General features: G+C 64.3%; 24 protein-coding genes. 8 read left to right on the top strand and 16 right to left on the bottom strand.

Features of this window, described 5'->3' with window-relative positions; genetic code table 11:
• Nucleotides 1–22: 22 nt before the first annotated feature.
• Nucleotides 23–859, top strand: a complete 837-nt coding sequence (locus tag RCH14_RS09205) for an oxygenase MpaB family protein (RefSeq protein ID WP_343025827.1) — start codon at nucleotides 23–25, stop codon at nucleotides 857–859.
• Between the two features lie 7 nt (nucleotides 860–866).
• Here RCH14_RS09205 and RCH14_RS09200 read toward each other — a convergent pair whose 3' ends face one another.
• The gene (locus RCH14_RS09200) at nucleotides 867–1,340 is read right to left on the bottom strand and encodes a hypothetical protein (protein WP_343025826.1); all 474 of its coding nucleotides are present in this window, start codon (nucleotides 1,338–1,340) and stop codon (nucleotides 867–869) included.
• Nucleotides 1,341–1,376: 36 nt separating this feature from the next.
• Between RCH14_RS09200 and RCH14_RS09195 the strand changes: the two genes are divergently transcribed.
• Nucleotides 1,377–2,666 carry an SDR family oxidoreductase gene (locus RCH14_RS09195; RefSeq protein WP_343025825.1) on the top strand — a complete coding sequence of 430 codons (1,290 nt, stop codon included), beginning with the start codon at nucleotides 1,377–1,379 and terminating at the stop codon, nucleotides 2,664–2,666.
• Nucleotides 2,667–2,692: 26 nt separating this feature from the next.
• Entirely contained in the window at nucleotides 2,693–3,718 is a 1,026-nt protein-coding gene (locus RCH14_RS09190) for an NAD(P)-dependent alcohol dehydrogenase (RefSeq protein WP_343025824.1), read from the top strand.
• Here RCH14_RS09190 and RCH14_RS09185 read toward each other — a convergent pair whose 3' ends face one another.
• The 3 genes from RCH14_RS09185 to RCH14_RS09175 form a co-directional block, all read right to left on the bottom strand.
• Complete coding sequence (locus RCH14_RS09185) at nucleotides 3,719–4,495, bottom strand: glutaminyl-peptide cyclotransferase (RefSeq protein WP_343025823.1); 777 nt, start codon at nucleotides 4,493–4,495, stop codon at nucleotides 3,719–3,721.
• A 66-nt stretch (nucleotides 4,496–4,561) separates the two neighbouring features.
• Nucleotides 4,562–4,984, bottom strand: coding sequence for a hypothetical protein (locus RCH14_RS09180; protein ID WP_343025822.1), 423 nt, complete (start codon nucleotides 4,982–4,984; stop codon nucleotides 4,562–4,564).
• A 53-nt stretch (nucleotides 4,985–5,037) separates the two neighbouring features.
• Nucleotides 5,038–5,385 carry a DUF6152 family protein gene (locus tag RCH14_RS09175; RefSeq protein WP_343025821.1) on the bottom strand — a complete coding sequence of 116 codons (348 nt, stop codon included), beginning with the start codon at nucleotides 5,383–5,385 and terminating at the stop codon, nucleotides 5,038–5,040.
• Nucleotides 5,386–5,515: 130 nt separating this feature from the next.
• Between RCH14_RS09175 and RCH14_RS09170 the strand changes: the two genes are divergently transcribed.
• Nucleotides 5,516–6,025, top strand: a complete 510-nt coding sequence (locus RCH14_RS09170) for a GNAT family N-acetyltransferase (protein WP_343025820.1) — start codon at nucleotides 5,516–5,518, stop codon at nucleotides 6,023–6,025.
• Here RCH14_RS09170 and nfsB read toward each other — a convergent pair.
• From nfsB to RCH14_RS09150, 4 genes are all read right to left on the bottom strand, one after another.
• On the bottom strand, nucleotides 6,018–6,671 hold the full coding sequence (gene nfsB, locus RCH14_RS09165; RefSeq protein ID WP_343025819.1) for an oxygen-insensitive NAD(P)H nitroreductase: 654 nt from the start codon (nucleotides 6,669–6,671) through the stop codon (nucleotides 6,018–6,020). The genes RCH14_RS09170 and nfsB overlap by 8 nt on opposite strands.
• Nucleotides 6,672–6,737: 66 nt before the next feature.
• Nucleotides 6,738–7,745, bottom strand: coding sequence for a zinc-binding alcohol dehydrogenase family protein (locus tag RCH14_RS09160; protein WP_343025818.1), 1,008 nt, complete (start codon nucleotides 7,743–7,745; stop codon nucleotides 6,738–6,740).
• 458 nt (nucleotides 7,746–8,203) lie between these two features.
• Nucleotides 8,204–9,517 (bottom strand): amidohydrolase family protein, encoded by a 1,314-nt coding sequence (locus RCH14_RS09155; protein ID WP_343025817.1) that lies wholly within the window; start codon nucleotides 9,515–9,517, stop codon nucleotides 8,204–8,206.
• A 78-nt stretch (nucleotides 9,518–9,595) separates the two neighbouring features.
• Nucleotides 9,596–10,213 carry a LysE/ArgO family amino acid transporter gene (locus tag RCH14_RS09150; protein WP_343025816.1) on the bottom strand — a complete coding sequence of 206 codons (618 nt, stop codon included), beginning with the start codon at nucleotides 10,211–10,213 and terminating at the stop codon, nucleotides 9,596–9,598.
• 94 nt (nucleotides 10,214–10,307) lie between these two features.
• Between RCH14_RS09150 and RCH14_RS09145 the strand changes: the two genes are divergently transcribed.
• A complete protein-coding gene (locus RCH14_RS09145) occupies nucleotides 10,308–11,207 on the top strand; it encodes a LysR family transcriptional regulator ArgP (RefSeq protein ID WP_343026029.1) in 900 nt (299 codons plus the stop codon).
• Nucleotides 11,208–11,314: 107 nt separating this feature from the next.
• On the opposite strand, the gene RCH14_RS09140 is transcribed toward RCH14_RS09145, so the two are convergent.
• Entirely contained in the window at nucleotides 11,315–13,576 is a 2,262-nt protein-coding gene (locus tag RCH14_RS09140) for a PhoX family phosphatase (protein ID WP_343025815.1), read from the bottom strand.
• A 235-nt stretch (nucleotides 13,577–13,811) separates the two neighbouring features.
• Between RCH14_RS09140 and RCH14_RS09135 the strand changes: the two genes are divergently transcribed.
• Nucleotides 13,812–15,794, top strand: coding sequence for an ATP-binding protein (locus RCH14_RS09135; RefSeq protein WP_343025814.1), 1,983 nt, complete (start codon nucleotides 13,812–13,814; stop codon nucleotides 15,792–15,794).
• A gap of 22 nt (nucleotides 15,795–15,816) precedes the next feature.
• Here the strand turns inward: RCH14_RS09135 and RCH14_RS09130 are convergent, their stop codons facing one another.
• The 4 genes from RCH14_RS09130 to tssE form a co-directional block, all read right to left on the bottom strand.
• Entirely contained in the window at nucleotides 15,817–16,224 is a 408-nt protein-coding gene (locus RCH14_RS09130; protein ID WP_183554928.1) for a DUF2750 domain-containing protein, read from the bottom strand.
• Between the two features lie 75 nt (nucleotides 16,225–16,299).
• Nucleotides 16,300–17,469, bottom strand: coding sequence for a type VI secretion system baseplate subunit TssG (gene tssG, locus RCH14_RS09125; protein WP_343025813.1), 1,170 nt, complete (start codon nucleotides 17,467–17,469; stop codon nucleotides 16,300–16,302).
• The gene (tssF, locus tag RCH14_RS09120) at nucleotides 17,433–19,313 is read right to left on the bottom strand and encodes a type VI secretion system baseplate subunit TssF (protein ID WP_343025812.1); all 1,881 of its coding nucleotides are present in this window, start codon (nucleotides 19,311–19,313) and stop codon (nucleotides 17,433–17,435) included. The genes tssG and tssF overlap by 37 nt, the downstream gene beginning before the upstream one ends.
• A gap of 1 nt (nucleotide 19,314) precedes the next feature.
• The gene (gene tssE / locus RCH14_RS09115) at nucleotides 19,315–19,857 is read right to left on the bottom strand and encodes a type VI secretion system baseplate subunit TssE (RefSeq protein WP_343025811.1); all 543 of its coding nucleotides are present in this window, start codon (nucleotides 19,855–19,857) and stop codon (nucleotides 19,315–19,317) included.
• Between the two features lie 172 nt (nucleotides 19,858–20,029).
• Here tssE and tssK point away from each other — a divergent pair, with 172 nt between their 5' ends.
• Together tssK and RCH14_RS09105 are read left to right on the top strand one after the other, a co-directional pair.
• Nucleotides 20,030–21,382: a type VI secretion system baseplate subunit TssK gene (gene tssK / locus RCH14_RS09110; RefSeq protein ID WP_343025810.1), complete on the top strand. Its 1,353-nt coding sequence runs from the start codon at nucleotides 20,030–20,032 to the stop codon at nucleotides 21,380–21,382.
• A gap of 200 nt (nucleotides 21,383–21,582) precedes the next feature.
• Nucleotides 21,583–22,113, top strand: coding sequence for a hypothetical protein (locus RCH14_RS09105; protein WP_343025809.1), 531 nt, complete (start codon nucleotides 21,583–21,585; stop codon nucleotides 22,111–22,113).
• 91 nt (nucleotides 22,114–22,204) lie between these two features.
• On the opposite strand, the gene mqo is transcribed toward RCH14_RS09105, so the two are convergent.
• The 3 genes from mqo to RCH14_RS09090 all read right to left on the bottom strand — a co-directional run bounded on the left by mqo (nucleotide 22,205) and on the right by RCH14_RS09090 (nucleotide 26,161).
• On the bottom strand, nucleotides 22,205–23,794 hold the full coding sequence (gene mqo / locus RCH14_RS09100; RefSeq protein WP_343025808.1) for a malate dehydrogenase (quinone): 1,590 nt from the start codon (nucleotides 23,792–23,794) through the stop codon (nucleotides 22,205–22,207).
• A 667-nt stretch (nucleotides 23,795–24,461) separates the two neighbouring features.
• Nucleotides 24,462–25,475: a LysR family transcriptional regulator gene (locus tag RCH14_RS09095; RefSeq protein ID WP_343025807.1), complete on the bottom strand. Its 1,014-nt coding sequence runs from the start codon at nucleotides 25,473–25,475 to the stop codon at nucleotides 24,462–24,464.
• Nucleotides 25,476–25,558: 83 nt separating this feature from the next.
• Nucleotides 25,559–26,161, bottom strand: coding sequence for an NF038129 family PEP-CTERM protein (locus tag RCH14_RS09090; protein ID WP_343025806.1), 603 nt, complete (start codon nucleotides 26,159–26,161; stop codon nucleotides 25,559–25,561).

Below are 26,161 nucleotides of genomic sequence, written 5' to 3'. Positions count from 1 at the left end.
GCTGGCACAGCTGCGAGCGTTGATGCAGCCACCGGCCGGCATGGCGTTCGACTTCAGCCAGCCGGCCGGCGAACCGGCACTGGCGCCGGCCGGCGGCATCACCTGGCAGGTGTTTGCCAACCCGGTCGCGCTGTTCGTCGGCGGGGTGACGGCAGTACTGCTCGAACTGGCCGAACCGTCGGTGCGCACTGGCGTCTGGGACCACAGCAGCTTCCGGCGCGACCCGGCCCTGCGCCTGCGCCGCACCGGCTTTGCCGCGATGATGACGGTGTATGGGCCCCGCTCGGCGGCCGAACAACTGATCGCGAACGTGGTGCGCATCCACCGCCACGTGCACGGCACCACGCCGGCCGGCGTGCCGTACCACGCGAACGATCCGCGCCTGCTCGACTGGGTGCAGGCGACGGCCACTTTTGGCTTTACCGAGGCGTTTCACCGCTATGCGCGCAGTTTGTCGGCATCTGAAAAAGATGCGGCGTTCGCCGAGGTGCAGGAGGCGGCGCGGTTGTATGGTGCGACGGGTGCCCCGCGCTCTTGGGCCGGGTGGGAAGCCACGCTGGCCGGCATTGCGCCCAGCCTGGAGGGCTCGGCCATCCTGGCCGATTTCATTCATATCATGGGCGAGGCGTCCATCCTGCCGGCGCCCCTGCGGCCGCTCCAGCATCTGCTGGTACGCGCCGCCATCGAGATCACACCGCAACCGGTGCGCTCGCTGCCGCAGCTACGCGGCAATGGCCTGCGCCCGGGCGAGGCCACGCTGGTGCGGGCCCTGGCGCGCGGCGCCGGCTTGCTGCCACTGGGCGACACGCCACCGGCGCAGGCCGCCCGGCGGCTGGCGACAGCCAGGCCGCACCACTAGACCACCATCACTTCGGCGGCTGATTACGCCGCAAGAACATCGAGCCCAGCGCCATGCCGACGGCAATCGACGTGTAGACCACACCCAGCGACTTGTTCGACAGGCGTTTCTGGTAGCCCGGCTGCAGTGGCCGTGGCGCGAGCTTGTGATCGGTGAAGGCGGCAAATGCCGACGTTGCCGCTGCCGAGGCCAGGACGGCGGACGGGTTTTTCTGATCGAGCACGCCGCCCATCACACGCTCGAACACGAGCGCCCAGACAGTGGCGCTGGCATGGTGAATCAACAGACCGGGCACCGTGTAGCGAAGCGAGAAGCGGTCGCGGAAGCTGGCTTTGCGGCCGTGCACATAGTGGCTGACGGCATTGGTTGCGGCATAAGGGCTGCCGGTTTCTTTCTTTGCGACCAGCGCCATGGCGACCGTCGAGACAATACTCGAGGCCGCACCGGAGACAAGTGCGCGCTGTATTACCGTATATTTCATACAATCCTCTTTTCGATCGCGTAAAGGGTACAACGGATGCGGATTTTGCTGACGGGTGCAAGCGGGTTTGTTGGGCAACACTTGTTGCAAGCGTTGCTGACCGAAGGCCACCACGTCGTGTGTGCGGTGCGTCATCCCGAAACGAGCGACGACCCACGCCTCAGCTATATCCATGCTGATTTCACCAACGATAACAATAAATCAACCTGGCTGTCGCGCCTCTCTGGAATCGACGCCGTGATCAACACGGTGGGCATTTTTCGCGAGAGCGGCCGCCAGACGTTTGTCCGCCTGCACAAGGAAACGCCGCGCGCCCTGTTTGCCGCCTGCGCCGAATCGCACGACGTGCAGATGGTGATCCAGCTGTCCGCGCTGGGCGCCGATCGCGAGGGCACCACGCCGTATCACGTGTCCAAGCGCGAGGCCGACGACTACCTCGCGTCGCTGCCGCTGCGTTCCTACATCGTCCAGCCGTCGCTCGTGTATGGCCGCGACGGCGCCAGCGCGCGCGCCATGCGCACGCTGGCCAGCATGCCGTTCACACTGCGCTTCGGGAGCAAGGCGCAGCTGGTGCAACCGATCCACGTGGACGACCTGGTGGCCGCCATCATCGGCCTGTTCAAGCACCGGCTGCCGATGGCGCCGGACGGCGGCGCGACGATGCGCGTGCCGCTGGTGGGGCCGCAGGCGATGCCCTTCACCGAGTACCTGGCCACCCTGCGCCGCGCGATGGCGATGGGCCGCCAGCCGGTGCTGCACTTGCCAGGACGCGTGGCCCGCCTGGCCGCGGGCTTCGCGGGCCTGCTGCCAGGTTCGCTGCTGGATCGCGACGCCCTGAAGATGCTCGATCACGACAACAGCGCCGACGCGACGCTCACGGCCAACCTGATCGGCCATCCGCCACGGCCCGTCAGTGCATTCATCCAGGACGCCGAGTGCGAGCGTGCGCGCGCCAAGCTTGGCTGGCTGCTGCCGGTCCTGCGCTACAGCATTGCCGCGGTCTGGATCATCGCGGCGATCGTCTCGCTTGGCCTGTTCCCGATCGAGGACAGCCTCGCGCTGCTGGCGCAGGCCGGCGTGCCGCCGGAGCTGCAGCTGCCCACGCTGTACGGCGCGGCGGGGCTGGATCTGCTGCTGGGACTGGGCACGTTGTTCCTGGCGCGGCGGCGCTGGCTGTGGGTGACGCAACTGGGCGTGGTGGCACTGTGCAGCGCCGTGATCGCCTTCACGCTACCCCAGCTTCTGGTGCAGCCGTTCGGGCCCCTGGTCAAGAACCTGCCGCTGCTGGCGGCGCTCTGGCTGCTGTACCACCTCGATGAAAAATAACGCTTTCAACTGACACAGGAGCACCCATGCGGGCATACCAAATTCTTCACGGCGCCACCATCGACGGCCTGCAAGCCATCGAGTATCCGGTGCGCGACCTTGGCCTGGGCGAAGTGCGCATTCGCGTGCACGCCGTTGCGCTCAACTATCGCGACCTGATGGTCGCGTCCGGGAACTACCTGGTCTCGGTCGACGATCCGATCATCCCGTGCTCGGACGGCGCCGGTGAAGTGCTGGCCGTCGGGCCGGGCGTCACGCGCGTGCAGGTGGGCGACCGCGTGGCCGGTTCGTTCTTTCCGTTCTGGCACGAGGGCGCACCGACGCCCACCAAGATCCGCAATGGCCTGGGCGGCGACATCGACGGCATGCTGGCCGAAGAAGTCGTGCTGCACGAGGATGCGCTGGCAATTGTCCCGGCGGGCCTGAACTTCATCGAGGCGGCCACGATGCCCTGCGCGGCAGTCACCGCGTGGAATGCCATCTTCGTCTCGAGCAATCACGTCAAGCCCGGCGACACCGTGCTGCTGCTGGGGACGGGCGGCGTGTCGATCCTGGGCCTGCAACTGGCGTGCGCGGCCGGCCTGCGCACGATCGTGACGTCGTCGAGCGACGAGAAGCTGGCGCGCGCACGCGAACTGGGCGCGCACCACACGATCAACTACACCACGATCCCCGAATGGCAGGACGAAGTGCTGCACCTGACCCATGGCGTGGGCGCGCAGGTGGTGCTGGAAGTGGGCGGCCAGGGCACCGTGAACCGGTCGGTGGCGGCGGTGGCGATGGGCGGCACGGTGGCCGTCATTGGTGGCGTGAGCGGCTTTGGCGGCGAAGTCAATCCAGCGGCGCTGCTGGCCAGCGCCAAGCGCCTGGTGGGCGTGCACGTGGGCAGCCGCGCGATGCTGGAGGACGTGATGCGCTTCGTCGATGCGAGCGGTGTCAAGCCGGTGATCGATCGCGTGTTCCCGTTCGGCCAGGCGCAGGATGCGTACCGCTATCTGGCGTCCGGTGCGCACTTTGGCAAGGTCGTGATCGACGTGACCAAAGCCGCGTAATCAGCGGCGCAGGCGTGGCACCAGCTCGATTTCAAACAGCTTGGGCCACAGCTTGCCGGTGACGAACAGGCGCTTGCCTTGTTCGTCCCAGGCGATGCCGTTCAGGACCGCGTCCGTGGATGTCGTGCCGCGCGCTTCGGGCGGCAACAGGCCGGTCAGGTCGATCAGGCCAAGCACCTTGCCGCTGTCGGGATCGATGCGCAGGATGAGGTCAGTGCCCCAGACATTCGAGTACAGCTCACCGTTTACCAGTTCGAGCTCGTTCAGGCGCGGCACCGGCTGGCCCTCGGCCGTGACCTGGATGCGGCGCAGCTCTTTCATCGTCTTCGGATCGAGGATGCGAATGGAAGCGCTGCCGTCGCTCATGTACAGCTGCTTCGCGTCGCCCGCCAGGCCCCAGCCTTCGCCTTCGTACTTGAATTGCTGTTTGAGCTTGAAGGTCTTGAGGTCGAACACGTAGCCGACCTGCGACTGCCAGGTCAGGCCAACCAGCGTGTTGCCAACGGCAGTGGAACCTTCACCAAACACATCGGCCGGCAAAGCGGCCTTCTGCACCACCTTGCCCGTTTTGAGTTCGACCTTGCGGATCGTCGACTGGCCGATCTGGCCGGTGCTTTCATACAGGTAGCCGTCGCGGTAGGACAGGCCCTGCGTGAAGGCTTGCGGGTCGTGGGGATAGGTGTTCTTGACGACGAAGCCATAGACCGGCGGCGCAGCCTGGGCGCTGCTGGCGACGACGATGGCGGCGATGGCAAAGGTGGTGAGCTGTTTCAGCATGGCGGGTCGGGAGGAAAGCGGCAACAGACTGTAGCACGAAGCCCCGGCGGTTGTTCGGCAGGCTTGCTACACATACGCCAGCAGCCGCCCGCAGGCGATGACGGCGATCCAGAGCAGCAGCGACAGCGCCGCATGCAGCCGGGCGCGTAGCGGCGCTTTGGCGGGCCACGATGCGGCCGCGCGCCATGGTCCGAAATGAAATGCCAGCGCATTGCCGCCCGCCGCACCGAGCAGCACCAGCTTGAGCAGAAATACCCGGTTGTCCAGGAGCTCGGGCTGGGTCGAGAACAGCAGCACGCCACTGGGCACGATCAGCAGCAGCGCGGCCCACGACCAGGGCAGCAGGTGGCGCGCCAGCGCTAGTACGGGCAGTGCGCGGCCAAAGCCGAGCAGACGCAGGTCGAACATGGCCACCGCACCTACCAGCACCGTAAAGCCCACGATGTGGACGATCTCGACGAGCGGGTACAACCAGGCGCCGTCGCGCAAGGCTTGCGCCGGCGGGGTCGATGCGAGCCACGCCGCCGCCGCGTGGGCGGCGCTCAGCGCAGCTCCGTCACCTTGTCGCCCACCGTGATGCGTTCGGCGCGCAGTTCGGCGGGCTTGGTGCGGCTCGGGTAGCCGGCGACGGTGACGGTGCCGCCGACGGCCAGCATGTCCCTGGCCAAGCCGCGGTTTTCCATCCGGCCGGGTGGGGCCAGCACGACGAGCCAGGTTTTGTCCGGCGTCTTGAGTCGGACGTAGCCGTGAGGCTGGCGGTAACCCGATTCCTCGATGGTCCCGGTCAGCTGCTGTGGGCGGGTGGCGTCGTACTCGCTCCAGCCGTGGTGGGCGGCGGCGCTGGCGGACATGGCGAGCAGCAGGGTGGCCAAAAGAGGTGTGCGTTTCATGGGCGGCTCCGGTAAAGGTGACTCGACGAATGCAGCGCCAGCATATGCCCGTGATGCGGATTCGGGCGCACGGTTCCTGGGCACAGGATGCGTGTACGATGTGCTCTCACCAACGCTTCAGGAGTGGGACATGCCGATATGTCGTGCGGCCACTGCGGCCGATCTTGCAGCCTTGTGGGTGCTGCGCACACGGGCCGTGCGGGCCAGTTGCGCGGCGCATTATCCGGCGGCCGTGATCGAAACCTGGTGCGCCAGTGCGCCGCCGGCGTCGTTCCCGGTACTGGTCAGGCTCGGGGGTGCCATGGTGGCGGAAGAAGATGGTGAGCTGGCCGGTTTCGCGGTGCTCGATCTGGCCAGCGGCGAAGTCGATGCTGCATTTGTCGATCCGGCGCATCAGGGTCGCGGGATTGCGCTGGACTTGCTGCAACGGCTCGACGTGCTGGCGCAAGAATGCGGCTTGCAGCGCCTGTTCCTGTCGGCGTCGCTCAATGCGGTGGCGTTCTATGAGCGCGCCGGCTTCGTGCGGGTGCGCGACGAGGTGTACGCGCATCGCAGCGGGATCGGCATCGCGTCCGTGTTCATGGAAAAAATGCTGTCACCCGCATGCGATGGCGGGGTACTGCGCGCAGCGGTCAGATGAAGGTGAACGTCGCCTCTTGCGTCAGGCGCGACTTCGGCAAACCCGCATTGAAGTCGGCTGGCGACGAGTAACCGAAGCTCACCAGCACCAGGCTGGTCAAGCCCTTCTCGTTCAGGCCGAATTCGGCGTCGAGGATCTTCTGGTCGAAGCCTTCCATCGGCGTTGCATCGATCTCCAGCGTGGCCGCGCCGACCAGCGCGGTGCCCAGCGCCAGGTAGACCTGCTTCTCGAGCCACTGGGCCACGTCCTTGGTGCCGTAGCGGTGCTGGTTAACATAGCCGCGGCGGGTGGCGTCCTGGCCGGCGCGCGCCTGCGCGTCGCGAAAGCGCCCGTCGCGTTCTTCCTGCTCCAGTACCGCCTCCAGGTGCGCTTCGTCCATGTCGACGCGGGCGCACAGCACGATCACGTGCGACGCATCGTTGACCTTGGCGGCGTTGTAACCATAGCCGCCCTGGGTCGCCTTGGCGATGCGCGCGCGGCCTTCGGGTGTGTTGGCGACGATGAAGTGCCATGGCTGCGAATTGACCGACGACGCGCTGCTACGCAGCAGGCCATACACCTGCTGCATCACCTCTTCGGGGATGCGGCGCTCGGTATCGTAGGCTTTGGCGGTATGGCGTTTCCTGGCGGCCGACAGAATGTTCATGGTGGTCCTTTCGCGTTCACGGGTGTTCGTGGATTGTTCAATCCACGATGGTAAGCGATTCCGGCGTCAGAAGTTTTCGAGGACGATTTTTCCGATCGCCTTGCCGCTTTCGATCAGCGCATGCGCGCGGCGCAGGTTATCGGCCGTGATCGGGCCGAAGTGCTCGCCCAGGGTCGTGGTCAGGCGGCCGTCGTCGACCATGTCGGCCACGCGGTTCAGCAGCTCGTGCTGGCGCACCATGTCGGGTGTGCCGAACAGCGAGCGCGTAAACATCAGCTCCCAGTGCAGCGAGATTGACTTGCGCTTGAGCGGGACCGCGTCGAGCGTGGCCGGATCGTCGATCAGCGCCAGCTGACCCTGCGGCGCGAGGGCATCGATGATGTCGGCGTAGTGGTGGTCGGTGTGGGTCAGGCTGATGACGATGTCGACCTGGTCGAAGCCCAGTTCGGCCAGCTGCGGCTGCATCGGCCGCGTGTGGTCGACGGTATGGTGCGCACCCAGTTTGGTGACCCATTCGCGCGTCGCATCGCGCGAAGCGCTGCCGATGACGGTCAACCCGGTGAGCTGGCGCGCAAGCTGGATCAGGATCGAGCCAACACCACCAGCCGCGCCGATGACCAGCAGCGATTTGCCGGCCCCGCCGCCTTCGGGCACGCGCAGGCGATCGAACAGCAGCTCCCAGGCGGTGATCGACGTCAGGGGCAGGGCAGCCGCTTCGGCAAAGCCGAGCGTACGGGGCTTCTTGCCAACGATACGCTCATCGACCGCCTGGAACTGGCTGTTGGAACCGGGGCGGATGAGCGAACCGGCATAAAACACCTCATCGCCCGGCGCGAACAGCGTGACACTGTCGCCAACCGACTGCACGACACCACTGGCATCCCACCCGAGCACCCGCGGCTCAGTCACCGCCACGCCAAGGCGAATCTTGGTATCGACCGGATTGACCGACACCGCGCGCACCTCGACCAGCACATCATGCGGCCCCGCCACCGGCATCGCCAATTCCACCTCAACAAGCGCCTTCGGATCATCGATCGGCAGCCCGTGCTGCGTATAAACAATTGCTTTCATTTCTTCTCCTAAAAACAAACAATTAGGGTCAGAGTCGAATTGTTTGACAACTTCAGTTAATCAATTCTTTTTCAATTCAACTCTGACCCTAGTTGATTTGCAATATCTGAAACCAAGCTCATGGTTAAAGTTACATCGTGCGGAAATTGAATCAATTGCTCATTAATTCTACTCTGACCCTAATTGTTTAAAGGGGTAACCCGGCATAAAACGATGGCTATGAAAAACTAAATTCAACCACGAAATTAAGTCATCCTTGAACACATCAACTTCAAAGAAAACAAATAGGGTCAGAGTCGAATTGTTTGTCAATTTTTGAAAATAAATTGAAAATTAATTCGACTCTGACCCCAATTAAAGCTGATGCATGTTCAAGTGATTCAACGCTGCTGACGCTGCAACATTTACTAGCTTGATACAGGGATATTGCTTATTAATTCTACACTGACCCTCATTGTTTAGGGGGTGGTGCGTTTGACGATGGTGCCGTTTTGGATGACGACGGCGGGGGCTTCCAGCAGGCGCACGTTGACGGTTGGGTCGCCTTGGACGGCGACCAGGTCGGCGTAGCGGCCGGGTTCGATGATGCCGACGTCTTTGCGTGCCAGTGCTTCGGCGGCGTTGATGGTCGCGCTCTGGATTGCTTGCAGTGGCGTCATGCCGTACTGGACCATGACGGCGAACTGCTTGCCGTTGCCGCCGTGCGGGTGGACGCCGGCGTCGGTGCCGTAGACCATTTTCACGCCGGCTGCATGCGCGCGCTTGAAGTTCTGGCGCTGCAGTTCCGTCACTTCGCGGTCCTTGCGCAGATTGTCTTCCAGGACGCCGTTCTTCTTGCCCTCAAGCGCCGTGTAGCTGCCGTTGTAGATGTCCATCGACAGCCACGCGCCATGCTTCTTGGCCAAGGCGATGCCTTCGTCGTCGATCAGGCTGGCATGTTCGATCGTGTTCACGCCGGCTCGGATGGCGTCCTTGATGCCGGCGGCGCCGTGCGCGTGCGCGGCGACCTGCAGGCCCCACTGGTGCGCTTCTTCGACTGCTGCGCGCAGTTCGGCGAGGTTCATCTGCTGCTGGCCCGGCTCGGTGTTGCGCGAGAACACGCCGCCCGTGGCGCAGACCTTGATGACCTGGGCGCCGTACTTGCGCAGCGAGCGCACCGATTTGCGCACTTCGTCCGGACCGTCGGCGTTGTACGGGCCTTTCTGGTCCATCGATGGCGGGAAGTAGGTGCTGTCGCAGTGGCTGCCGGTTGGGCCGAACGACCAGGCGGCGGGGATGATGCGCGGACCGCGCACCTTGCCGGCGGCGATCGCCTGGCCCAGGCCGACGTCGTTCCAGTCGGCCGCGCCCAGATTGCGCACCGTGGTAAAGCCCGCGTCGAGCGTCTTGCCTGCATGCGTCACGGCCAGCGCCGACCAGAAGCGGTCGTTGTATTCGAGATTGCTGTAGCCACCGTAAGTGGGGTCGGAATCGAGGTGGACGTGCATGTCGATCAGGCCGGGCAGCAGCGTCATGCCCGGCAGGTCGATGCGCGTGGCGGCTTCGCCAGCGGCTACCGCACCACCTGCGCCTCCTGCACTACCCGCGCGCCCGATGCTGACGACTTTGCCGTCGCGTACCAGGATCTCGGGCTTGTCGATCATGCGGCCGGTTTTCACGTCCAGCAGCCGCTCGGCGCTGATGATGACGTCGGCGGCGTGTACGCCGGACCAGCCCAGGGTGGCCATGCACAGGGCCATCAGATTCAGTGCCAAACGGTTCTTGCGGTTCAAGCCAGCTCCTCGAAATTGGATGGACAAAATGCAACTTTACACCGCCAGGCACCCGGTCCATCCACTTTTTTTGCTGCCTCAGCTGTCGAGGACGAGCAGCACCGCCAGCACCAGCATCACGGCGCCCGTGAGCGCCTCGATCACGCGCCACACGCCCGGTCGCGCCAGTGTCGATGCAAAGCGCCGTGCCCCCAGGCCGATCGCTGAAAACCACAGCGCGGAAGCCGTGATCGCCCCCAGCGCAAACGAACTGCGCTCGCTCGCGGCCAGGCTGCTGCCGACCGCCCCCAGCAGCACCACGGTGTCCAGATACACGTGCGGATTGAGCAGCGACAGCGCCAGCACGGTTGCCAGCGCCGCGCCCAGCGTCTGCGCCTGCGCTGCCGCGTCGCCAGACAAGGTCGCGCCGCCACGCCAACTGCTCGACCAGCAGCGCAGCCCGTACCAGACCAGGAACGCGGCGCCCCCGTAGCGCGCCAGCGGCATCAGGATCGGCGACGCTTCGATCAGCGCGCCCAGGCCACTGGTGCCGGCTGCGATCAGGATCGCATCGACGACGATGCAAGTGGCCACCGTCGGCAGCACGTGCCGGCCCCGCACTGCGGTGCGCAGCACGTGCGCGTTCTGGGCGCCGATGCCCATGATGAGACCAGCGCCCAGGCCCAGCCCCTGAAGATAGATCTGTTGCGAAAACATGGCAGCCTCCGAGCGAAAGCAGCCACTATTCCAGCTCATGGGGTCCACTTCAATTATATTCATGATTATTCACGCACCGTAAGAAACGCTAATGATGAAGCTCGACCCTCGCCGCAGCGCTGCCTTCCTCGCCGCCATCGACGCCGGCAGCCTGGAAGCCGCCGCCGCCCAGCTCAGGATCACGCCATCGGCCGTCTCGCAGCGCATCTCGGCGCTGGAGCAGGACATGGGCACGCCGCTGCTGGTACGCAGCCGGCCATGCCGCCCGACCGCGCCCGGCGCGCGGCTGCTGCAATACCTGCGCCGCTCCACGCTGCTCGAATCGGAGTTTCTGGCCGAGATGGCGGGCGACCCGGGCCCGGCGCGCGTGACGCTGGCCGTCAACAACGACACGCTGGCAACCTGGCTGCTGCCCGTGCTGGCGCCCATCCTGATCGACGAAGGGCTGCTGGTCGAGTTCATCCTCGACAACCAGGGCCACACGTTCTCGCTGCTCGAAGGCGGCCATGCGGTGGCCTGCATCTCGGGCGAGCCGGAACCGATGCGCGGCTGCAGCGCCAGCCTGCTCGGCGTGATGCGCTACCGGCTGGTGGCCTCGCCCGCGTTCGCGCAGCGCTGGTTCCCCAACGGGATCACGCGCGCCACCGCGCAAGTCGCGCCGCTGATGGTCTTCGATCGCAAGGATGCGATGCAGTCATCCTTCCTGCTCACGCAATTCGGGCTGCCGGAAGGCGCGTACCCGTTTCACTACGTGCCGGCCAGCGATCCGTTCGCGGAAAGCGTGCGCCTCGGACTGGGTTACGGCATGCTGCCGCACGAGCAGTGTGCGGCGCTGCTGCAGACCGGCGAGCTGGTCGACCTGTCGCCCGCCATCGCACACGACGTGCCGCTGTACTGGCACGCGTGGCGCATCCAGCCGCCGCGGCTCGAACGCATGGGCGCGGCGCTGCTCAAGGCCGCGGGCGCTGCGCTGCTGCCGCTCGCGCAGCCTTGAACAGCGCCGCCGGAGCGCCACCCCGATGCGGGCAGGCGCCGCAATGAAAAAAGGCCGGCTGCGCTAGCAGCCGGCCTTTCAGGTCAGGCAAATATCAGATCAGGCGATCATGAACCGATACGGCCACCGTCGTTCTTGGTGATGACCAGCGTCGCCGAACGCGGACGCTTGCCCGCGCCGTAGCCGGCGTTGGCTGGCCACTGGCTCGTGTACTTCGTGACGTCGCCAATGTTGGCGGCAGCGGTGTTCTCACCCGGGTGCTGGATGTTGACGAACAGCGCCTTGCCATCCGGCGTTTCGGCGATGCCGGTCAGCTCGCAGCCTTTCGGCCCCACCAGGAAGCGCTTGAGCGTGTCCGCCGTGGCGGCCTTGCCCACATAGGTGTCGACGTTCAGGACCGAGCCGTCGGCCTTCGCGTTCGGCACGGTGACCTTCTTGCCGTCGCCGACCGTGCCTGGCAAACCGGCAAGCATCATGCAGTTGGTGACGTCGGTGTAGGCGCCATCGTCGGTCTGGAACCAGCAGATACCGGTCGAGACGGTGAACGACATGCCGTCCGGGCTCGAGAAGTCCTGGTCCGCGGAGAGGCCGGACAGGTTGATCGTGCTCGCAGCGGCCGCCGCTTCGGCGCCGAACAGGTACACGTCCCAGCTGAAGGTGGTGGCGGTCGAACCGGCGGCGTCTTCCTTCATGCGGATGATGTGGCCGTTCGGATTACCCGACTGGGCGGTGGTGCCCTTCATGTCGGTGTAGGCGCGCGGATTGGCTGCGTCCACGCCGACCTGGCTCGAACCGCTTGGTTCGGCGCGGCGGTTGCTGTTGTTGGTCAGCGTGTAGTAGATCTCGCCGTTGGCTGGGTTGACCGAGCACCATTCAGGACGGTCCATCTTGGTCGCGCCGACGGCATCGGCCGCCAGGCGCGCGTTGACGAACACGTCGGCCTGGTCGGCGAACTTGTAGTTGGCGTAAGCAGCAATCGCGGCGTTGGCGATATTCAGCTCGATCCAGCTGCCCTTGCCGTCGGCATTGAACTTGGCCACATACAGCTTGCCGCTGTCGAGGTATTTGTCGCCGGTGGCGATGCGGTCGGCAGCGATTGCATCGGCCGGGTTCCATGGTGCGCTCGAGACGAATTTGTAGATGTACTCGCCGCGCGAATCGTCACCCATGTAGATGGCCAGCGGCGCGCCGGCCAGCAGGCGGCCAAAGGCGGCGCTTTCGTGCGCGAAGCGGCCCAGCGCGGTGCGCTTTTTCAGTGGACGGGTCTTGTCGTAGGCATCCATCTCGATGATGTAGCCTTCGCCATTGAGTTCATTGCGGTAGTCATCGGTGCCATCCGGCGACGTGCCCGACTTGCTGATGTTCCAGCGTGCGTACTTGTCGTCCGCGCCGCCCGTTTCCCAGCCGTGGCGCGAGGCCGCGCCCTGCGCCATGCCGTAGCGATTGAGCGATGCGACGCTCTTGTCGCCGCGCGCCGCGTTGTCGGTGGCCGAGCGGGTAAAGTAGCCGGCCCAGTTTTCTTCGCCCGACAGATAGGTGTTCCACGGGGTGCGGCCGGTGCCGCAGTTGTTGAGCGTGCCGCGGAATTTGGTGCCGTCCGGCGAGTACTTGGTCTTGACCAGCGCATTGCCGCGCACCGGGCCCGAAATCTGGACTTCGGTCTGCTGGTGCACGCGGCGGTTGAAGTTCGAATTCTGCAGGTATTCCCACTTGCCGTTGTTGGTGCGCACTTCGACGATGGACAGGCCGTGCAGCGCCATTTCCTTGTCGACTTCCAGCGCAGGACGCGGCAGCGTGTTGGTGCCGCCATTGGCGTGCACGAAGAACGAGGCCAGGCCTTCGTTGGTGGTCGCTTCGTGGTTCATGGCCAGCAGGCCACGCGTGACGCCGGTGGTCGAGACGGCGCCGTCGGCGGACAGCGAGAAGAATTCCATGCCGTCGTGGTGGTCGCCCGCGCGGTTTTCGAAATCGGTATCGGTGCCGTCGTTCTTGTAGGCGGCGGTGCCGGCCGCGAGCGGGTCGCCCAGCGCGTAGATCACGCTCGCGGTGTAACCGGCCGGGACAACGACGGTATCGGCCAGGCTCTTGCCGACAGCGGTAAAGCCCAGCAGCTTTTCAACCGGCGCTGGCGGCGTCGTGGCCACTGGTGGTGGGGCCGCTGTGACAGGATCATCATCCGAACCGCCGCACGCGGTCAGGCCGAAGGTGCTCAACAGCGCGGTGGCAGCCGTGGCGGCGCCGCCGCGCAGCATGTTGCGGCGGCTCAGGCGGGCGTTCATGACAGTGCTGAATTGCTCGTTCGACGAGGTATTCAGGTCGATATCGTCATGGTCGGCGCCATGGCGGGCGAGATCGGTCGGCTTGTTCACGGGATGGATCCTGTATTTGTTGTGTGGATAAGGGAAAGCCCGTGAATAGTAGTAAGACAAGATGACGCCTGCGTGACAGTTTGATCACAGTTTGATGACATGAACGGGGAATACGCCACTGCCGGATGCACGGCGCATACATAAACACTGCAAGGTCCCGCCGATCTGGGTAAAATTTCCTGTTGATATTGTTTTAACGTCCTCCCTAGCTGGAGGCATAGCCGGAAGGTCACACATGCAGGAAACCCGCGACACCATGCCGGCACAGGACGCAGTCACCTTCGGCTGGGCGTTGTTCGAAGCCATTCCCGACTGCGTCAAGCTGCTCGACACCGATGGCGCCATCCTCGCGATGAACTGCAATGGCCGCAGCGTGATGGAGATTGACGATATCGACGGGCTGCGCGGCCAGCCCTGGATAGCATTCTGGCCAGCCGAATCCCAGGATGCCGTGCGCGCGGCGCTGGAGACGGCGCGCGCCGGCGGTATCGGCCATTTCGTTGCCGCCTGTCCCACCGCCAAAGGCACGCCCAAGTGGTGGGACGTGGTGATCACGCGCACCGCCAGCCACGATGACCTGCGCGCCCATCTGCTCGTGATCTCGCGCGACATCACGCAGCAGCGCAACGCCAGCGAAGAGCGCGAACAGCTGCTGTGCCAGCTGCAGGCCGCAAACATCGAGAGCGAACGAATGGTCGCGCAGCTGCGCGCCAGCGAAGAACGCTACCGCACCCTGTTCAACTCGGTCGACGAAGGCTTCTGCATTTTCGAGATGCTGTTCGACGAGGCCGACCGGCCCATCGATTACCGCTTCCTGGAAATGAACCCGACCTTCCAGGCGCACACGGGCCTGAAAGACGCCGTGGGCCGCACTGCGCGCGAGATGCTGCCGGGGCTCGACGAGTTCTGGTTCGACACCTATGGCCGCGTGGCACTCACGGGCGAGCCGGTGCGCTTCGAGAACGAGGCGCCGGCCATGGGCCGCTGGTTCGACGTCTATGCGACCCGCATTGGCGGTGCGGACAGCCGCAAGGTGGGGCTCCTGTTCAACGACATCTCGGTGCGCAAGCAGTCGGAATCGACGCTGCGCGGCCTGGCCGACGATCTGGCCGAGGCCGACCGCCGCAAGACGGAATTTCTGGCCACGCTGGCGCACGAGCTGCGCAACCCCCTGGCGCCGATCAGGAACGGCCTGTCGGTGATGCGCCTGAGCGGCGACAATCCGGCAGCCATGGCGAAGGTACGCGACATGATGGAGCGTCAGGTCGGGCACATGGTGCACCTGATCGACGACCTGCTCGACATCGCCCGCATCAGTGGCGGCAAGCTGGAACTCAAGCGCCAGCGCACCGACCTGGCATCCATCCTGGCCAGCGCGGTCGAAACGAGCATGCCGCTGATCGAAGCGGGCCAGCACGCACTGACGCTCGATGTGCCCGATGCGGCCCTGCCGGTCGACGCCGACGCCACCCGCATCGCGCAAGTCGTGGCCAACCTGCTCAATAACGCGGCCAAGTACACGCCGCCGGGCGGGCAGATCGCCCTGTCGGCGCGACGCGAGGGTCTTGACGCCGTGATCACAGTGCGCGACAGCGGCGTGGGCATCGCCGCCGATGCGCTGGCCGGCGTGTTCGAGATGTTCAGCCAGATCGGCCGCACGGTCGACCGCTCGCAGGGTGGGCTGGGCATCGGCCTGTCGCTGGTGCGGCGCCTGGTGGAGATGCATGGTGGCTCGGTCGCCGCTACCAGCGCCGGCGCCAATACCGGCAGCATCTTCACGGTGCGCCTGCCATTGGCCGTCGAGGCGCCGGCCAAGGCGGCGCCAGGTGAGCCTGCGCCGGCGCCTGATAACGCGGCCGGTGGCCTGAAGGTGCTGGTGGTGGACGACAATGTCGATGCGGCCGTGACGCTGTCGATGATCCTGGAGATCTCGGGCTACAAGCCCCGGGTGGCGCACGACGGCTACGAGGCACTGGCCGTCGCGCAGGCGTTCGGCCCGCGCGTGGCGTTTCTGGACATCGGCATGCCGGGCATGAGCGGCTACGAGACGGCGCGCGCGATCCGCGCCACGCCGGGCCTGGAAGACATTGTGCTGGTGGCGCTGACCGGCTGGGGCGCCGAGAGCGACCGCCTGCGCTCGAACGAGGCCGGGTTCGACCACCACCTGACCAAACCGGTGCAGCTCGACGTGGTCGAGGCGCTGCTGGCGGGCCTGTGACACCGGCGCCTGGCCAGAGCGATCAGTTGCGGCGCAGTTCGTCCTCGAGGTCGCCGATCAGCTGCGCGACGGTGGGTGTGATGCCCTTGTCGCCGGGCGTATAGAACACGCCCGGCAGCACGCTGTCTTCTTCGAGCTGCGGCAGCAGTTCTTCGATCAGTTCTTCGAGAGAGAACGCCTGCGCGTCGTAGCCGTCCCATTCGAATTCGGCGCACAGCGTGGCGTATTCGTTGGCCGGCCACATCGGAAACACGAGGGTGCCGTCGTCGGTCTTGGCCAGTGCCCAGCCATCCTGGTACAGGCCCCACACTTCGCGCGCCTCGGCCGCGCGCCGGATGAAATACTCGTAGCGTTCCGGTCCCGCCAGCGTCACGACGGCCGCCAGCTGCTGGCCGCCCAGCTTGATCGCCGAGATGATCTGTTCGCTCATCACCACTCCAGTCCATCGAGGCGTGATGCCCCACAACCGTCAGGATACGCCATCAGGATGCACGGGGTGCGTTTGTCACGCAACGAACGGCGGCGATGCGGCGGGCTGTGTCTGGGCAATCGGGGACGGCGTGGCATGCAGGTCGTAACGCACATCGTGCCGGTTGCCCGGCGGCGCATCGAGCACCAAAAAAGCGTCCCAGCCCAGCCGGCCCGGGCTGACGGCGTCCAGCGTGGTGTTGTGGACATCGGCCGCGCGCAGCACCAGCTCGACTTCGTATTCGAGGGCGACGCCGGTAAACAGCGCCAGCACGCTCTTGAGCGCGCGCGCGGCAAGCCCGCCCGGCAGGAAGGCCTGGAAGCCCGCATGCGCCAGCGGCCCGACGATCAGGCGCAGGCGCAGCGTGCGCTGCCAGACGCGCGCGCCGGCCAGCGCGCGCGTGCCAAGAACGGCGCTGTCCTGGCCCAGCATCGATTGCTGCGCGGCCGGAATGTCGTACCAGGCGCCGATGAATTGTTCGGCCACGATCGGCTGGCCGAAATATTCTGACAGCACGCGCGCGAGCTGCACGGCCGAGACCGGCCGGTGCCGGATCGACGCGGCAAAATAGCCGATCGATTCATCCAGCACGGCGCCATCGCCCACGTCGGCCAGGCGCCGCCGCAGCGCCTCGTCACCCAGCCCGGCAAGGCTCATCAAAAGGGGCAGGAACGCATCCTGGCCATCGAGCTGGTACTTCAGCGGCAGACGGTACTTGCGCCAGGCTTCGTAGAACAGGGCCAGCGAGCGGTTCGAGAATGCGTCCAGGAAGGCGCGCGGGCCGTCGTCGTCTTCCTCGTTCTTGTGCTGCGCCTGGTGCGCGGCAATGCGCTCGGTGTAATGCGCAGGCAGCACGCCATTGCAGCCCAGCAGGCCCATGAAGGCCGGCGTCAGGCGCACATGGCGCAGGGTGCCTTCCTGCACCGCGTTGGCCAGCGCGGCAGCGTCGATCGGCAGCGCGAACGGCATGCCGATCGACAGGTCGCGCACGTCGGCGTGAATGCTTTCGAGCTGGCTGGCCGGAAAACCCAGCGAGATCGAATTCTGGAAGCGCAGCATGTCGGCCACCAGCCTGCCCGGTGGCTGGCCGCGGCGGCGCAGCCACAACTCGAGCACCCGCACCGCCTGGAAGAAATCGAAGCGCCAGGGCTCGCAAAACAGCTGCTCGATTACAGCAGACTCAGATCGCCGCTTCGGGGTGCGCATCGCAGCAGCTCCTCTGACGATTGATGGGACACGATCACCAGTTGGGTGAAGCTGTTGGCGTGCACATACAGCGCCAAAAAGCGCTCGATGATGTGGGCGAAGAGGTGGATGCCGCTGCCGACGAACGCTTCTTCGTCGATGCCGAGGCGCACCTCGATCCCGCGCACCAGGCAATTGAAGGGATTGCCGGACAACCAGGCGCTGGTGGGCGCATAGGCAATCGCGAGGATGCCGCCGATCTGGCGCGTCGAGGCGGCCGAGCGGGGCACGTCGTGCAGCGCCAGCATTTCGCGAAAGGCGTCGACGCCGCCATCGGCCAGCGACAGGTGGTTCAGCGACAGCAGCGAGATCAGGCGCCACTGCGCGCTGCGTCCGCGCGCGAAGCGCCAGGTGCGGGTGGGCTTGCGCAGGAAGGCAATGGCGTGCGTGCCCGAGCCGCCTTCCGTGAACAGGTCGCCCCCCGGCTGGTTGTACGGCAGCAGCGATGGCAGGTCGCGGTTGGTGCAGGTCAGTTCGAGATTGAGTGTGGTCTTTTCGACCTTGGCCGGGTCGAAGTCGATGTCGACGATCGTGATCTGGGTCTCGAAGCCGGGGCTGCGTTCGGCCAGCGCTTCATCGCGCGCCATGGCCCAGTAGTGCCCATTGTGCTGCGGCGTCTGCGCATGCTTGAGCGAATAGAAAGGCTGGAACTTGATGATCGTTTCGCCCTGGACCGTCTGGCGCACCATATTGACGTCGTTGATCGCATTGACCTCGTAGCCATAGGCGCGGCGCCCATCGGCCAGCACCGGGTAATTGGCTTTGGCGTGGGTCAGCTGGATCGGTTCGCCGCGCTGGGGGAACAGGTTGATGACCGGCGTGCAGCCCGTGAGCAGGTTGTTGGTCGAGAGGGTCCCCAGCATGCGTGCCAGATTCGAGTCGCTGCGGATGCCGGCCAACGCCAGGTGCACCGTGAGCGCGCGCGTACCGCGGGGCAGGGCGGCCGTCAGCATGGCCAGATCGAGGTCGACGAAGTTGAATTTTTCGGGAAAGCAGAAGTACTCGGTCAGCAGGCGGTAGGCGGCGTGCGAGCGCGCCGGGAAATCGATCAATGCCTCGTCGTCGCCGAAGCCGGCGCTGCGCACCGGCAGTGAGGGCAGCGCGATCCAGTGCCCGCCATCGGCCTGCACGTAGGCGGCCACGGTGCGTACCAGCAGCGCGTCGCGCAGCGCCGCGCACAGCGACGGCTCGCCATCGAGGAACAGCCGCAACGCCGGCAGCGCCAGCGCATCGAGGCCACGCCCGTCGCAGGTGATGGCCAGGCGCAGGCTGATGCTGGCCGTGGCGCCGCCCGGCAAGCGCACCGTGTCGGGCGCGCCGATGATCGGGGAGAACGCCGCGCGCGTGATCGCCAGCGGCGCGATCGTCACCGGATACACGGTGCGAAACGTACATTCCACGCCGCGCACGGGCCGCGTGTTGAACGAGGCGCCGCGCTCGATCGTCGTCACACCCGTCTGCTGGCTGGCAGCGGTGCTGGTGGTGCTGGTGGTGCTGGTGGTGTTGGTGGTGCTGGCGACGTCGATCTGCGCGATCGAGCACGATGGAAAAGGCCGCAGGTAGTGCGGGTACAGCACGTCGAACAGCGCTTCGGTGAACTCGGGATAATCGTCGTCGAGGCGCCGGGCAATGCGCGCATTGAGAAACGCAAACGACTGGATCATGCGTTCGGTGTGCGGGTCTTCGCAGACTTCACCGCTGATCAACAGGCGTCCGGCGACGCGCGGATAGCGCTCGGCAAATTCGCGCAGGTTGTGGCGCAGGTAGGCCAGTTCGCTTTCGTAATAGGGCAGCAGTTGGTCCATTTCAGGCCTCTTTCGCTGCGGCAGCCGGCGCTGCGGCAGCCGGCGCTGCGGCAGCCGGCGCTGCTGCGCGGCCGGCCTTGCGGATGCTGTACTGGAGCGTGGAGGGCTGCAGCACGGCGTCGAAGTTGACCGGCTCTTGCGATATGCTGCCCACCAGCACCGCCGTGATCGAAAAGCTCAGGCGATTGATCGACGGGCCGGCCGCATCGTCGCGCAGCGCCAGCTGCGCCTTCACATCGGTCAGGCGCGGCTCATGGCGCGTGATGGCCGCTTCGATGCAGGCGCAGATGTGGGCCCGGTCGGAAGGGCTCGAGAGCGAGCGGTCGGCAAAATCGCACAGGCCATAATCGACCATCGACGTTTTGCATTCGGTGTAGCCGGCAAGTTCACCCTCCTGGATGATCGAGCGCGTGTTCAGGAGCGCCTCGAGGTCGCGCGCCACCGCGTCCTTCAACTCGTCGGCATTCAGGCGCGCGACGACGACGCCTTTGCGTACCGGCTGGCCGAGCAGACGGTCGAACAGATCCGGCGTGTATCCCTTCATGAGGCGTTCCTTTGCGGTGAGGCTGGAGGAGGGAGAGGGGGAATGTTGCGTGATGAAAACCAATCGCATGTTGCCATGGGGTTCGTCGCCAAACGTTGATGAACTTCACGTGGGCAACTCTATGTCGTCGTTATTGTTTCTTTTCGGCCATAACAACTGGAAAGGCAGCACCATGACGAGCAAAGTTCTCTGGGGCGAAGGTCTGCTGCTGCGCCCCCAGCACTTCCAGCGCCAGGATGCGTACCACGAGCATTGCCTGTTCAAGAGCGTCAAGGCGGTCCATCCCTATGCCTGGGGCGTGGAGCTGTGCGAGATCGACCGCGAAGCGCTGGCCAGCAGCATGCTGCGCGTGACCGGGCTGGCGCTGCGCTTCCAGGATGGCGAACTGTACGAGGCGCCCGGCAGTGACGAGCTACCCGCCACGATCGACCTGAGCACGCTGGCGCAAACGGTGCAGGGGGTGACGTATTACGCGGCGCTGCCGGGCTTAAAGCCCTTCAATGCCAATTTCGTGCAGCCGGGGCAGGCCGCGACGTCCGCCGACAATGCAGCGCGGTTCATGCAGGCGAACCTGGAAGCGCCCGACCTGTTCACGCAAGCCGCGCCGGTGCAGCTGGCCTACCTGCGGCGCGCGCTGCGCCTGGTGGCCGAGTTCGAGCCGCGCGACGCCTACATCCACTTCCCGCTGCTGCGCGTGCGGCGCACACCGACCGGCGGCTTCGAGCCCGATCCGGCCCTGGTGCCGCCGGCCCTGTCGGTGGGCGCCTCGCCCGTGCTGTTCCAGGCCTTGCGGCGCCTGCTCGATGCGCTGCAGGCCAAGGTGGGCGCGCTGTATGGCCACCACCGCGAACCCACCCGCAACGTGATCGAATTCCGCTCGGGCGACATGTCGTCGTTCTGGCTGCTGCACACGGCCAGTTCGGCCTACGCGGCGCTGACGCACCACTTCCATCATCCGGCGCTGCATCCGGAGCGCCTGTTCCAGTCGCTGCTGGACGTGGCCGGCGGCCTGATGACGTTCTCGAAAACCTGGACCCTGGCCGACCTGCCGAGCTACCAGCATGGCGATCCCGGCCCCGCTTTTGCGACGCTGCACGCGATCATCCGCGAACTGCTCGACACGGTCATCTCGGCCAAGTACTTCGGCATCGCGCTCAGCGAGGTGCGCCCGTCGTACCACCTCGGGGTGCTCGACTCGGGCAAGATCGACGACACCACCACGTTCTATATCGCGGTATCGGCCGACATCGCGGCGCTCGAACTGATCGACATCGTACCGCTGCGCTTCAAGGTCGGGGCGCCGGACGACGTCGAAAAATTCGTGCTCTCGGCGCTGCCCGGCGTACGCCTGCAATATTCACCGCAGCCGCCGGCCGCGATCCCCGTACGGCCCGAGACCTGCTACTTCAGCCTCGAATCGAAAGGGCCGATGTTCGAGCGCATGCTCAAGGCGCAGTCGATCTCGATCTACGCGCCGGAAGGCTTGAAGGAACTCAAGCTGGAATTGCTGGCCGTGATGGCATGAAGAGGCGCTGCCGACCCAGTGGGGATAAACCTGTGGATAAGTCTGAATACTCAGCCATGCCGCTGTATGCACAGCGTTTTACACCCAGCAACCGCGCAACACACTGGTGCTATTTAGTGGGGGACTTAATTCTCATTGGAAACTATCGCGTATGATAAACGTCTCTTCACGACACGATCTGACGCGCAATGACCACTGCCATGGCCGCCCCACCAAAGGCCGAGATGCCCCCAGCCCTGCTCGCTGAGCTGAGTGCCTGGGCCCAACAGTATGCGCACGATGCCGGCGCCGGTCTGCGCGACGCACTGGCAACGGCCGACAGCGAGAAGCTGGCGCTGCAGGCCGATCTGGACCAAGCCCAGGCCGCGCGCGACCATGCCCAGTCGATGGCCGAGGAGCGCGACGAAGAAATCCAGCGCCTGACGGCCGAGCTGCGCAACGCCCGCCAGATCGCCACCGACGCCCTGGTCGGCAAGGCCAAGGACCAGCTGGCGATCGACGGCAAGGATGCGCAACTGGTCGATCTGCGCCAGCAGCTCGAGCGCAATGTGACGGCAACGGCGGCCGAGTCGGATGCGCGCCTGCGGGCCCAGATGGACCTGATCGGCGCCACGACCGAGCGCGACAACCTGGCAAGCGAGCTGAAGGAAATGCAGACGAAACTCGACACGTCGCGCACCGAGCGCAGCGCATTGCGGGCCGAGCTCGAAGCCCTTCGTTCACGCAAATAACACGCCCTGCACCGTACAACGACAAAGGCCCCGGCGCTGTGAAGCACCGGGGCCTTTGTCATTGCTACGACGGTCTGGCTGACAGTCTTGCTTACTCTTGCGATGCCGCCGTCACGTCGAGCGTGATGGCTTTCAGGCCCAGGACAGCGCTGCTCTGCTGACGGATCTGGTTGGCGTACGCTGCATCACCATTGAGCTTGCGGCCGTACGAAGGAATCATTTCCTTCATCTTGGCTTGCCACTCAGGCGTCTTCAGCTTGTCCTTGAACGACGATGCCGCGATCACTTTCAGCATGATCGGCGCAGCGGTCGAGGCGCCTGGCGACGCGCCCAGCAGGGCGGTGACCGAACCGTCACCCGATGCCACCACTTCGGTACCAAACTGCAGCAGGCCGCCCTTGGCCGGATCGTCCTTGACGATCTGCACGCGCTGACCTGCGTTGACCAGTTTCCAGTCTTCCAGCTTGGCTTCCGGCAGGTACTCACGCAGCGTTCCCACGCGGTCTTCCTGCGACTGCATCACTTGCTCGATCAGGTACTTGGTCAGCGGGATGTTGTCGACACCGGCTTGCACCATCGGACGCACGTTGCCGGTGTTGACCGAGGCTGGCATGTCGATCCACGAACCGTTTTTCAGGAACTTGGTCGAGAACGTCGCGAACGGGCCAAACAGCAGGGCTTTCTTGCCGTCGATGACGCGGGTGTCCAGGTGCGGCACCGACATTGGCGGCGAACCGACCGATGCCTTGCCATACACCTTGGCGTTGTGCGCCTCGATCAGCGCCGGGTTGGTCGTGACGAGCCACTGGCCACCGACCGGTACGCCACCGAAGCCCTTGGCTTCAGGAATACCGGTCTTTTCCAGCAGTGGCAGTGCGCCGCCGCCAGCACCGATGAACACGAATTTCGTGCTCACGGTCGAGACCTTGTTGTCGGCCAGGTTCTTGACGGTGACGTTCCACAGACCGTTTTCGCCGCGCTTGATGTCTTCGACCTGGGTACGCAGGTTCAGCGTCATCCCGTGGGTGCCGGTCAGGTGCTTGACCATGCTGCGGGTCAGGGCGCCGAAGTTCACGTCGGTACCGATTTCCATGCGGGTAGCAGCCACTTTTTGCGCTGCATCGCGGCCATTCATGACCAGCGGCGCCCATTTGCTGATTTCTGCCTGGTCTTCGCTATACAGCATGCCCTTGAACAGGTTTTCCTTCTGCAGTGCGGCGTAGCGCTTGCGCAGGAAATTGATGTTGTCGTCGCCCCAGACAAAGGCCATGTGCGGCACATTGTTGATGAAGGTCTGCGGCGCGCCGAGATACTGCTTCTGCACCTGGTAGGCCCAGAACTGCTTCGACACTTCGAACTGCTCGTTGATGTCGACCGCCTTCTTGGTCTCGATGGTACCGTCCGGCATTTCGGGCGTGTAGTTCAGCTCGGCGAAACCGGAGTGACCGGTGCCGGCGTTGTTCATGGCATCCGAACTTTCGGCCGAGACCGAATCCATGCGTTCGTACATCTGGATCGTCAGTTCCGGATCGAGTTCCTTGAGCATCGTACCGAGCGTGGCGCTCATGACGCCGGCACCGATCAGGACAACATCGACCGGCTTGTCATTGGATGGAGCGGGCGCTTTCGAGCACGAAGCAACGACGAAGCAAGAAAGGACGACGAATAGCGAGTTGCGCATACGAGTATCACCTGAAAAAATGTGTGCGATGGCCTGGCATGCAACATCTGATTTAAAAATTCAACGGTTCGGTAATGGCGCATTCCGCAAGCAACAGGAAGCGCCAATAGAGAACGGGTTGTCGGGATCTGTCGCGGCAATCAACCGCAACAAGCCTCGGCAACCGACGCAATAGCAAGGCCGATGCATCGCTGCGACCGGGTCTCGATCGTAGCGGCATCGTGGGCTGGCAAACAAGGATATAACGCGTTGACAGGAGAGTCAGGCGGGCCAGTCAATATCCCTGGCGTCCATCGAAACTGGGGTTAACTCTTGTATAGGAGTTGGGCAAGTATAGCCCAAACAAAGTAGCCTTGCTTGGGGCAGGCCCCCTTAAAAGGCTCTCTCAGTATTCAAGCGGTATCGCTCTGCGTACTACTACTGAGGCGGTGGCGCGACGTTTGTGCGGTGGGTTTCTTGAGGTGCTCTATGCGGGTTTCAGCCGCTTTCGGGCGACGACCGGATAGATACTCTTGGACAGCGCGGCGCGACGCGGCGCGTGCGCAGGGCATCGAAGCATCGCTGACCGGATCGGTAACTGCGAACCTGGACGTTGCGACAACCGACGCTTATACGCACGCCGCCTGTCGGCATCTGGTCGAACAAACGCGGCAACGCCAGCAGATGCTCAATCCAGAATGCGGGCGTTCGCAGTTGTAGAAGCCGGCGATGGACTTGGCCACGTCATGCCTGGCTTCGGCATCATTCGCGCAAGAGCGGAAAGTTCGTCGCGTAGCCAGCCATGACACGGGTCTTCGGTAAGGTGGCGGTGCCATTGCATGCAAAGGCGTATCGCCGGAAGTGCCATCGGCGGCGTCATTAGCCTCACTGCATATCGCTCGGCACAAGTTGTGGCAAGACGGGTTGGCATGGTTGCTATGAGGTCAGTCTCAACCACCATCTGCGCCATTGACGCAAAGTCGTGCGTGGTCACTTGCAATCGGCGCTCGATGCCGTATCGATGAAAAATGCTCTCATCCAGCGCGCCGGTACGAAATAGGCCGAATAGTGGCGTTACGTGGTCGCCCGCAGCGAACGACTGTATATCGATCGACTTCCCCACGTTGCTGTTGCCGGTCCAGATCACACAGCAATAGCTATCCGACAGAAGATGCTCTTGCGGTTGCTCTTCGCTTGCAAACTCTTCCTGAATTATTACAAGATCCGTCTGGCCGTCCTTCAAGATATCACCCGGCGATGCGAACAATGGGATCAATTCAAACGTGATGCGTGGCGCCAATGTCCGCATGCGTCGAATCAAGGGCGCAAGCAGCAGCGATATCGCGTAGTCTGATGCGGCTATTCGGAAATTTCGCTGCTCGTCAGACGGCACGAACTTGTGTTGAAATGTGATCGTATTGTCGATTTGACGTAGAAGTTCATGAACCGGGGCAGCGAGTTCTTTCGCCAGTGGAGTGCATTGCATCCGACGGCCTACCGGGACTAATAATTGGTCGCCGTAATGTGTACGAAGCCGTCCCAACATCCCGCTAATCGTCGATTGACTGATATTGAGACGCAACGCGGCTTTGGTCGTATTCTGCTCCTGAAGCAACGCGTCCAGCGCAACCAGCAGGTTAAGGTCCAGCTGCTTATAGCGCATCAGACGTTCTTCTCGAATTGATGAAGCAAAAAACAGCATACAAAAAACATACCCGACATGACATGCCGAGTATGTTCATCTGATGCTGTATAGATGGCTGCGGTAGTACGCGCCGCTAAAGCTTACCGGCGCACGCGGCGCATTGTGCTGTACATCGCAAACAGTCCAATTGCCATCAGCAGCCACTGGCCTGGTTCCGGCACCTCCGTGATGTCGATCGACGTCAACGTCGCGTAGGGCCTGCGCACATTCGGCGTTATGCTCCCATCGGCATTGAGCTCGATGCCGACTAACGCGTCCTCGCCCAGCGCGAAGTCAGTGAATTCAGGCAGATAGAGGTTTACCCCGAACAGGGTGCCCACATCGGCCGGCGCCGCGTCGAACACCACGTCGAAGCCAAACAGACCACCGAAGTTGACGACGTGCGTCATGTAATTGTCGCCCGGAAGGTTGCCCAACATGATCGCGGACGTGGTATCTCCGGTGACCGCACCGAACGAGTCATAGACACCGCCGAAGCTGCCGCTGAAATTGCTCAGGACGGCGTTGGCGGTCTGGTAGGTGCCGCCGCTGATGAACGAGAAGTCCAGCAGGCCTTCGCCACTGAGCGATGACGTATCGATCGCAACACGATAGGAAACTGGCGCAGCGAGCGTCGCGCCGGCGGAACTCATCAAAGCCAGCATGAGCAGTGCGCGTGAAAACAGGTTTTTAAAGGTGAACAT

The organism is Massilia sp. MP_M2 (assembly GCF_039123635.1).
Classification (GTDB): Bacteria; Pseudomonadota; Gammaproteobacteria; order Burkholderiales; family Burkholderiaceae_D; genus Telluria.
The sequence above is the reverse complement of the archived record's forward strand: the minus strand, read 5'-3'. Positions and strand labels throughout refer to the sequence as shown.

Excerpts from the sequence above, each read along its gene's own strand:
- RCH14_RS09205 (WP_343025827.1), top strand. The coding sequence starts at position 23 with ATGCAGCCACCGGCCGGCATGGCGTTCGACTTCAGCCAGCCGGCCGGC.
- RCH14_RS09200 (WP_343025826.1), bottom strand. The coding sequence starts at position 1,340 with ATGAAATATACGGTAATACAGCGCGCACTTGTCTCCGGTGCGGCCTCG.
- RCH14_RS09195 (WP_343025825.1), top strand. The coding sequence starts at position 1,377 with ATGCGGATTTTGCTGACGGGTGCAAGCGGGTTTGTTGGGCAACACTTG.
- RCH14_RS09190 (WP_343025824.1), top strand. The coding sequence starts at position 2,693 with ATGCGGGCATACCAAATTCTTCACGGCGCCACCATCGACGGCCTGCAA.
- RCH14_RS09185 (WP_343025823.1), bottom strand. The coding sequence starts at position 4,495 with ATGCTGAAACAGCTCACCACCTTTGCCATCGCCGCCATCGTCGTCGCC.
- RCH14_RS09175 (WP_343025821.1), bottom strand. The coding sequence starts at position 5,385 with ATGAAACGCACACCTCTTTTGGCCACCCTGCTGCTCGCCATGTCCGCC.
- RCH14_RS09170 (WP_343025820.1), top strand. The coding sequence starts at position 5,516 with ATGCCGATATGTCGTGCGGCCACTGCGGCCGATCTTGCAGCCTTGTGG.
- nfsB (WP_343025819.1), bottom strand. The coding sequence starts at position 6,671 with ATGAACATTCTGTCGGCCGCCAGGAAACGCCATACCGCCAAAGCCTAC.
- RCH14_RS09160 (WP_343025818.1), bottom strand. The coding sequence starts at position 7,745 with ATGAAAGCAATTGTTTATACGCAGCACGGGCTGCCGATCGATGATCCG.
- RCH14_RS09150 (WP_343025816.1), bottom strand. The coding sequence starts at position 10,213 with ATGTTTTCGCAACAGATCTATCTTCAGGGGCTGGGCCTGGGCGCTGGT.
- RCH14_RS09145 (WP_343026029.1), top strand. The coding sequence starts at position 10,308 with ATGAAGCTCGACCCTCGCCGCAGCGCTGCCTTCCTCGCCGCCATCGAC.
- RCH14_RS09135 (WP_343025814.1), top strand. The coding sequence starts at position 13,812 with ATGCAGGAAACCCGCGACACCATGCCGGCACAGGACGCAGTCACCTTC.
- RCH14_RS09130 (WP_183554928.1), bottom strand. The coding sequence starts at position 16,224 with ATGAGCGAACAGATCATCTCGGCGATCAAGCTGGGCGGCCAGCAGCTG.
- tssG (WP_343025813.1), bottom strand. The coding sequence starts at position 17,469 with ATGCGCACCCCGAAGCGGCGATCTGAGTCTGCTGTAATCGAGCAGCTG.
- tssF (WP_343025812.1), bottom strand. The coding sequence starts at position 19,313 with ATGGACCAACTGCTGCCCTATTACGAAAGCGAACTGGCCTACCTGCGC.
- tssE (WP_343025811.1), bottom strand. The coding sequence starts at position 19,857 with ATGAAGGGATACACGCCGGATCTGTTCGACCGTCTGCTCGGCCAGCCG.
- tssK (WP_343025810.1), top strand. The coding sequence starts at position 20,030 with ATGACGAGCAAAGTTCTCTGGGGCGAAGGTCTGCTGCTGCGCCCCCAG.
- RCH14_RS09105 (WP_343025809.1), top strand. The coding sequence starts at position 21,583 with ATGGCCGCCCCACCAAAGGCCGAGATGCCCCCAGCCCTGCTCGCTGAG.
- mqo (WP_343025808.1), bottom strand. The coding sequence starts at position 23,794 with ATGCGCAACTCGCTATTCGTCGTCCTTTCTTGCTTCGTCGTTGCTTCG.
- RCH14_RS09095 (WP_343025807.1), bottom strand. The coding sequence starts at position 25,475 with ATGCTGTTTTTTGCTTCATCAATTCGAGAAGAACGTCTGATGCGCTAT.
- RCH14_RS09090 (WP_343025806.1), bottom strand. The coding sequence starts at position 26,161 with ATGTTCACCTTTAAAAACCTGTTTTCACGCGCACTGCTCATGCTGGCT.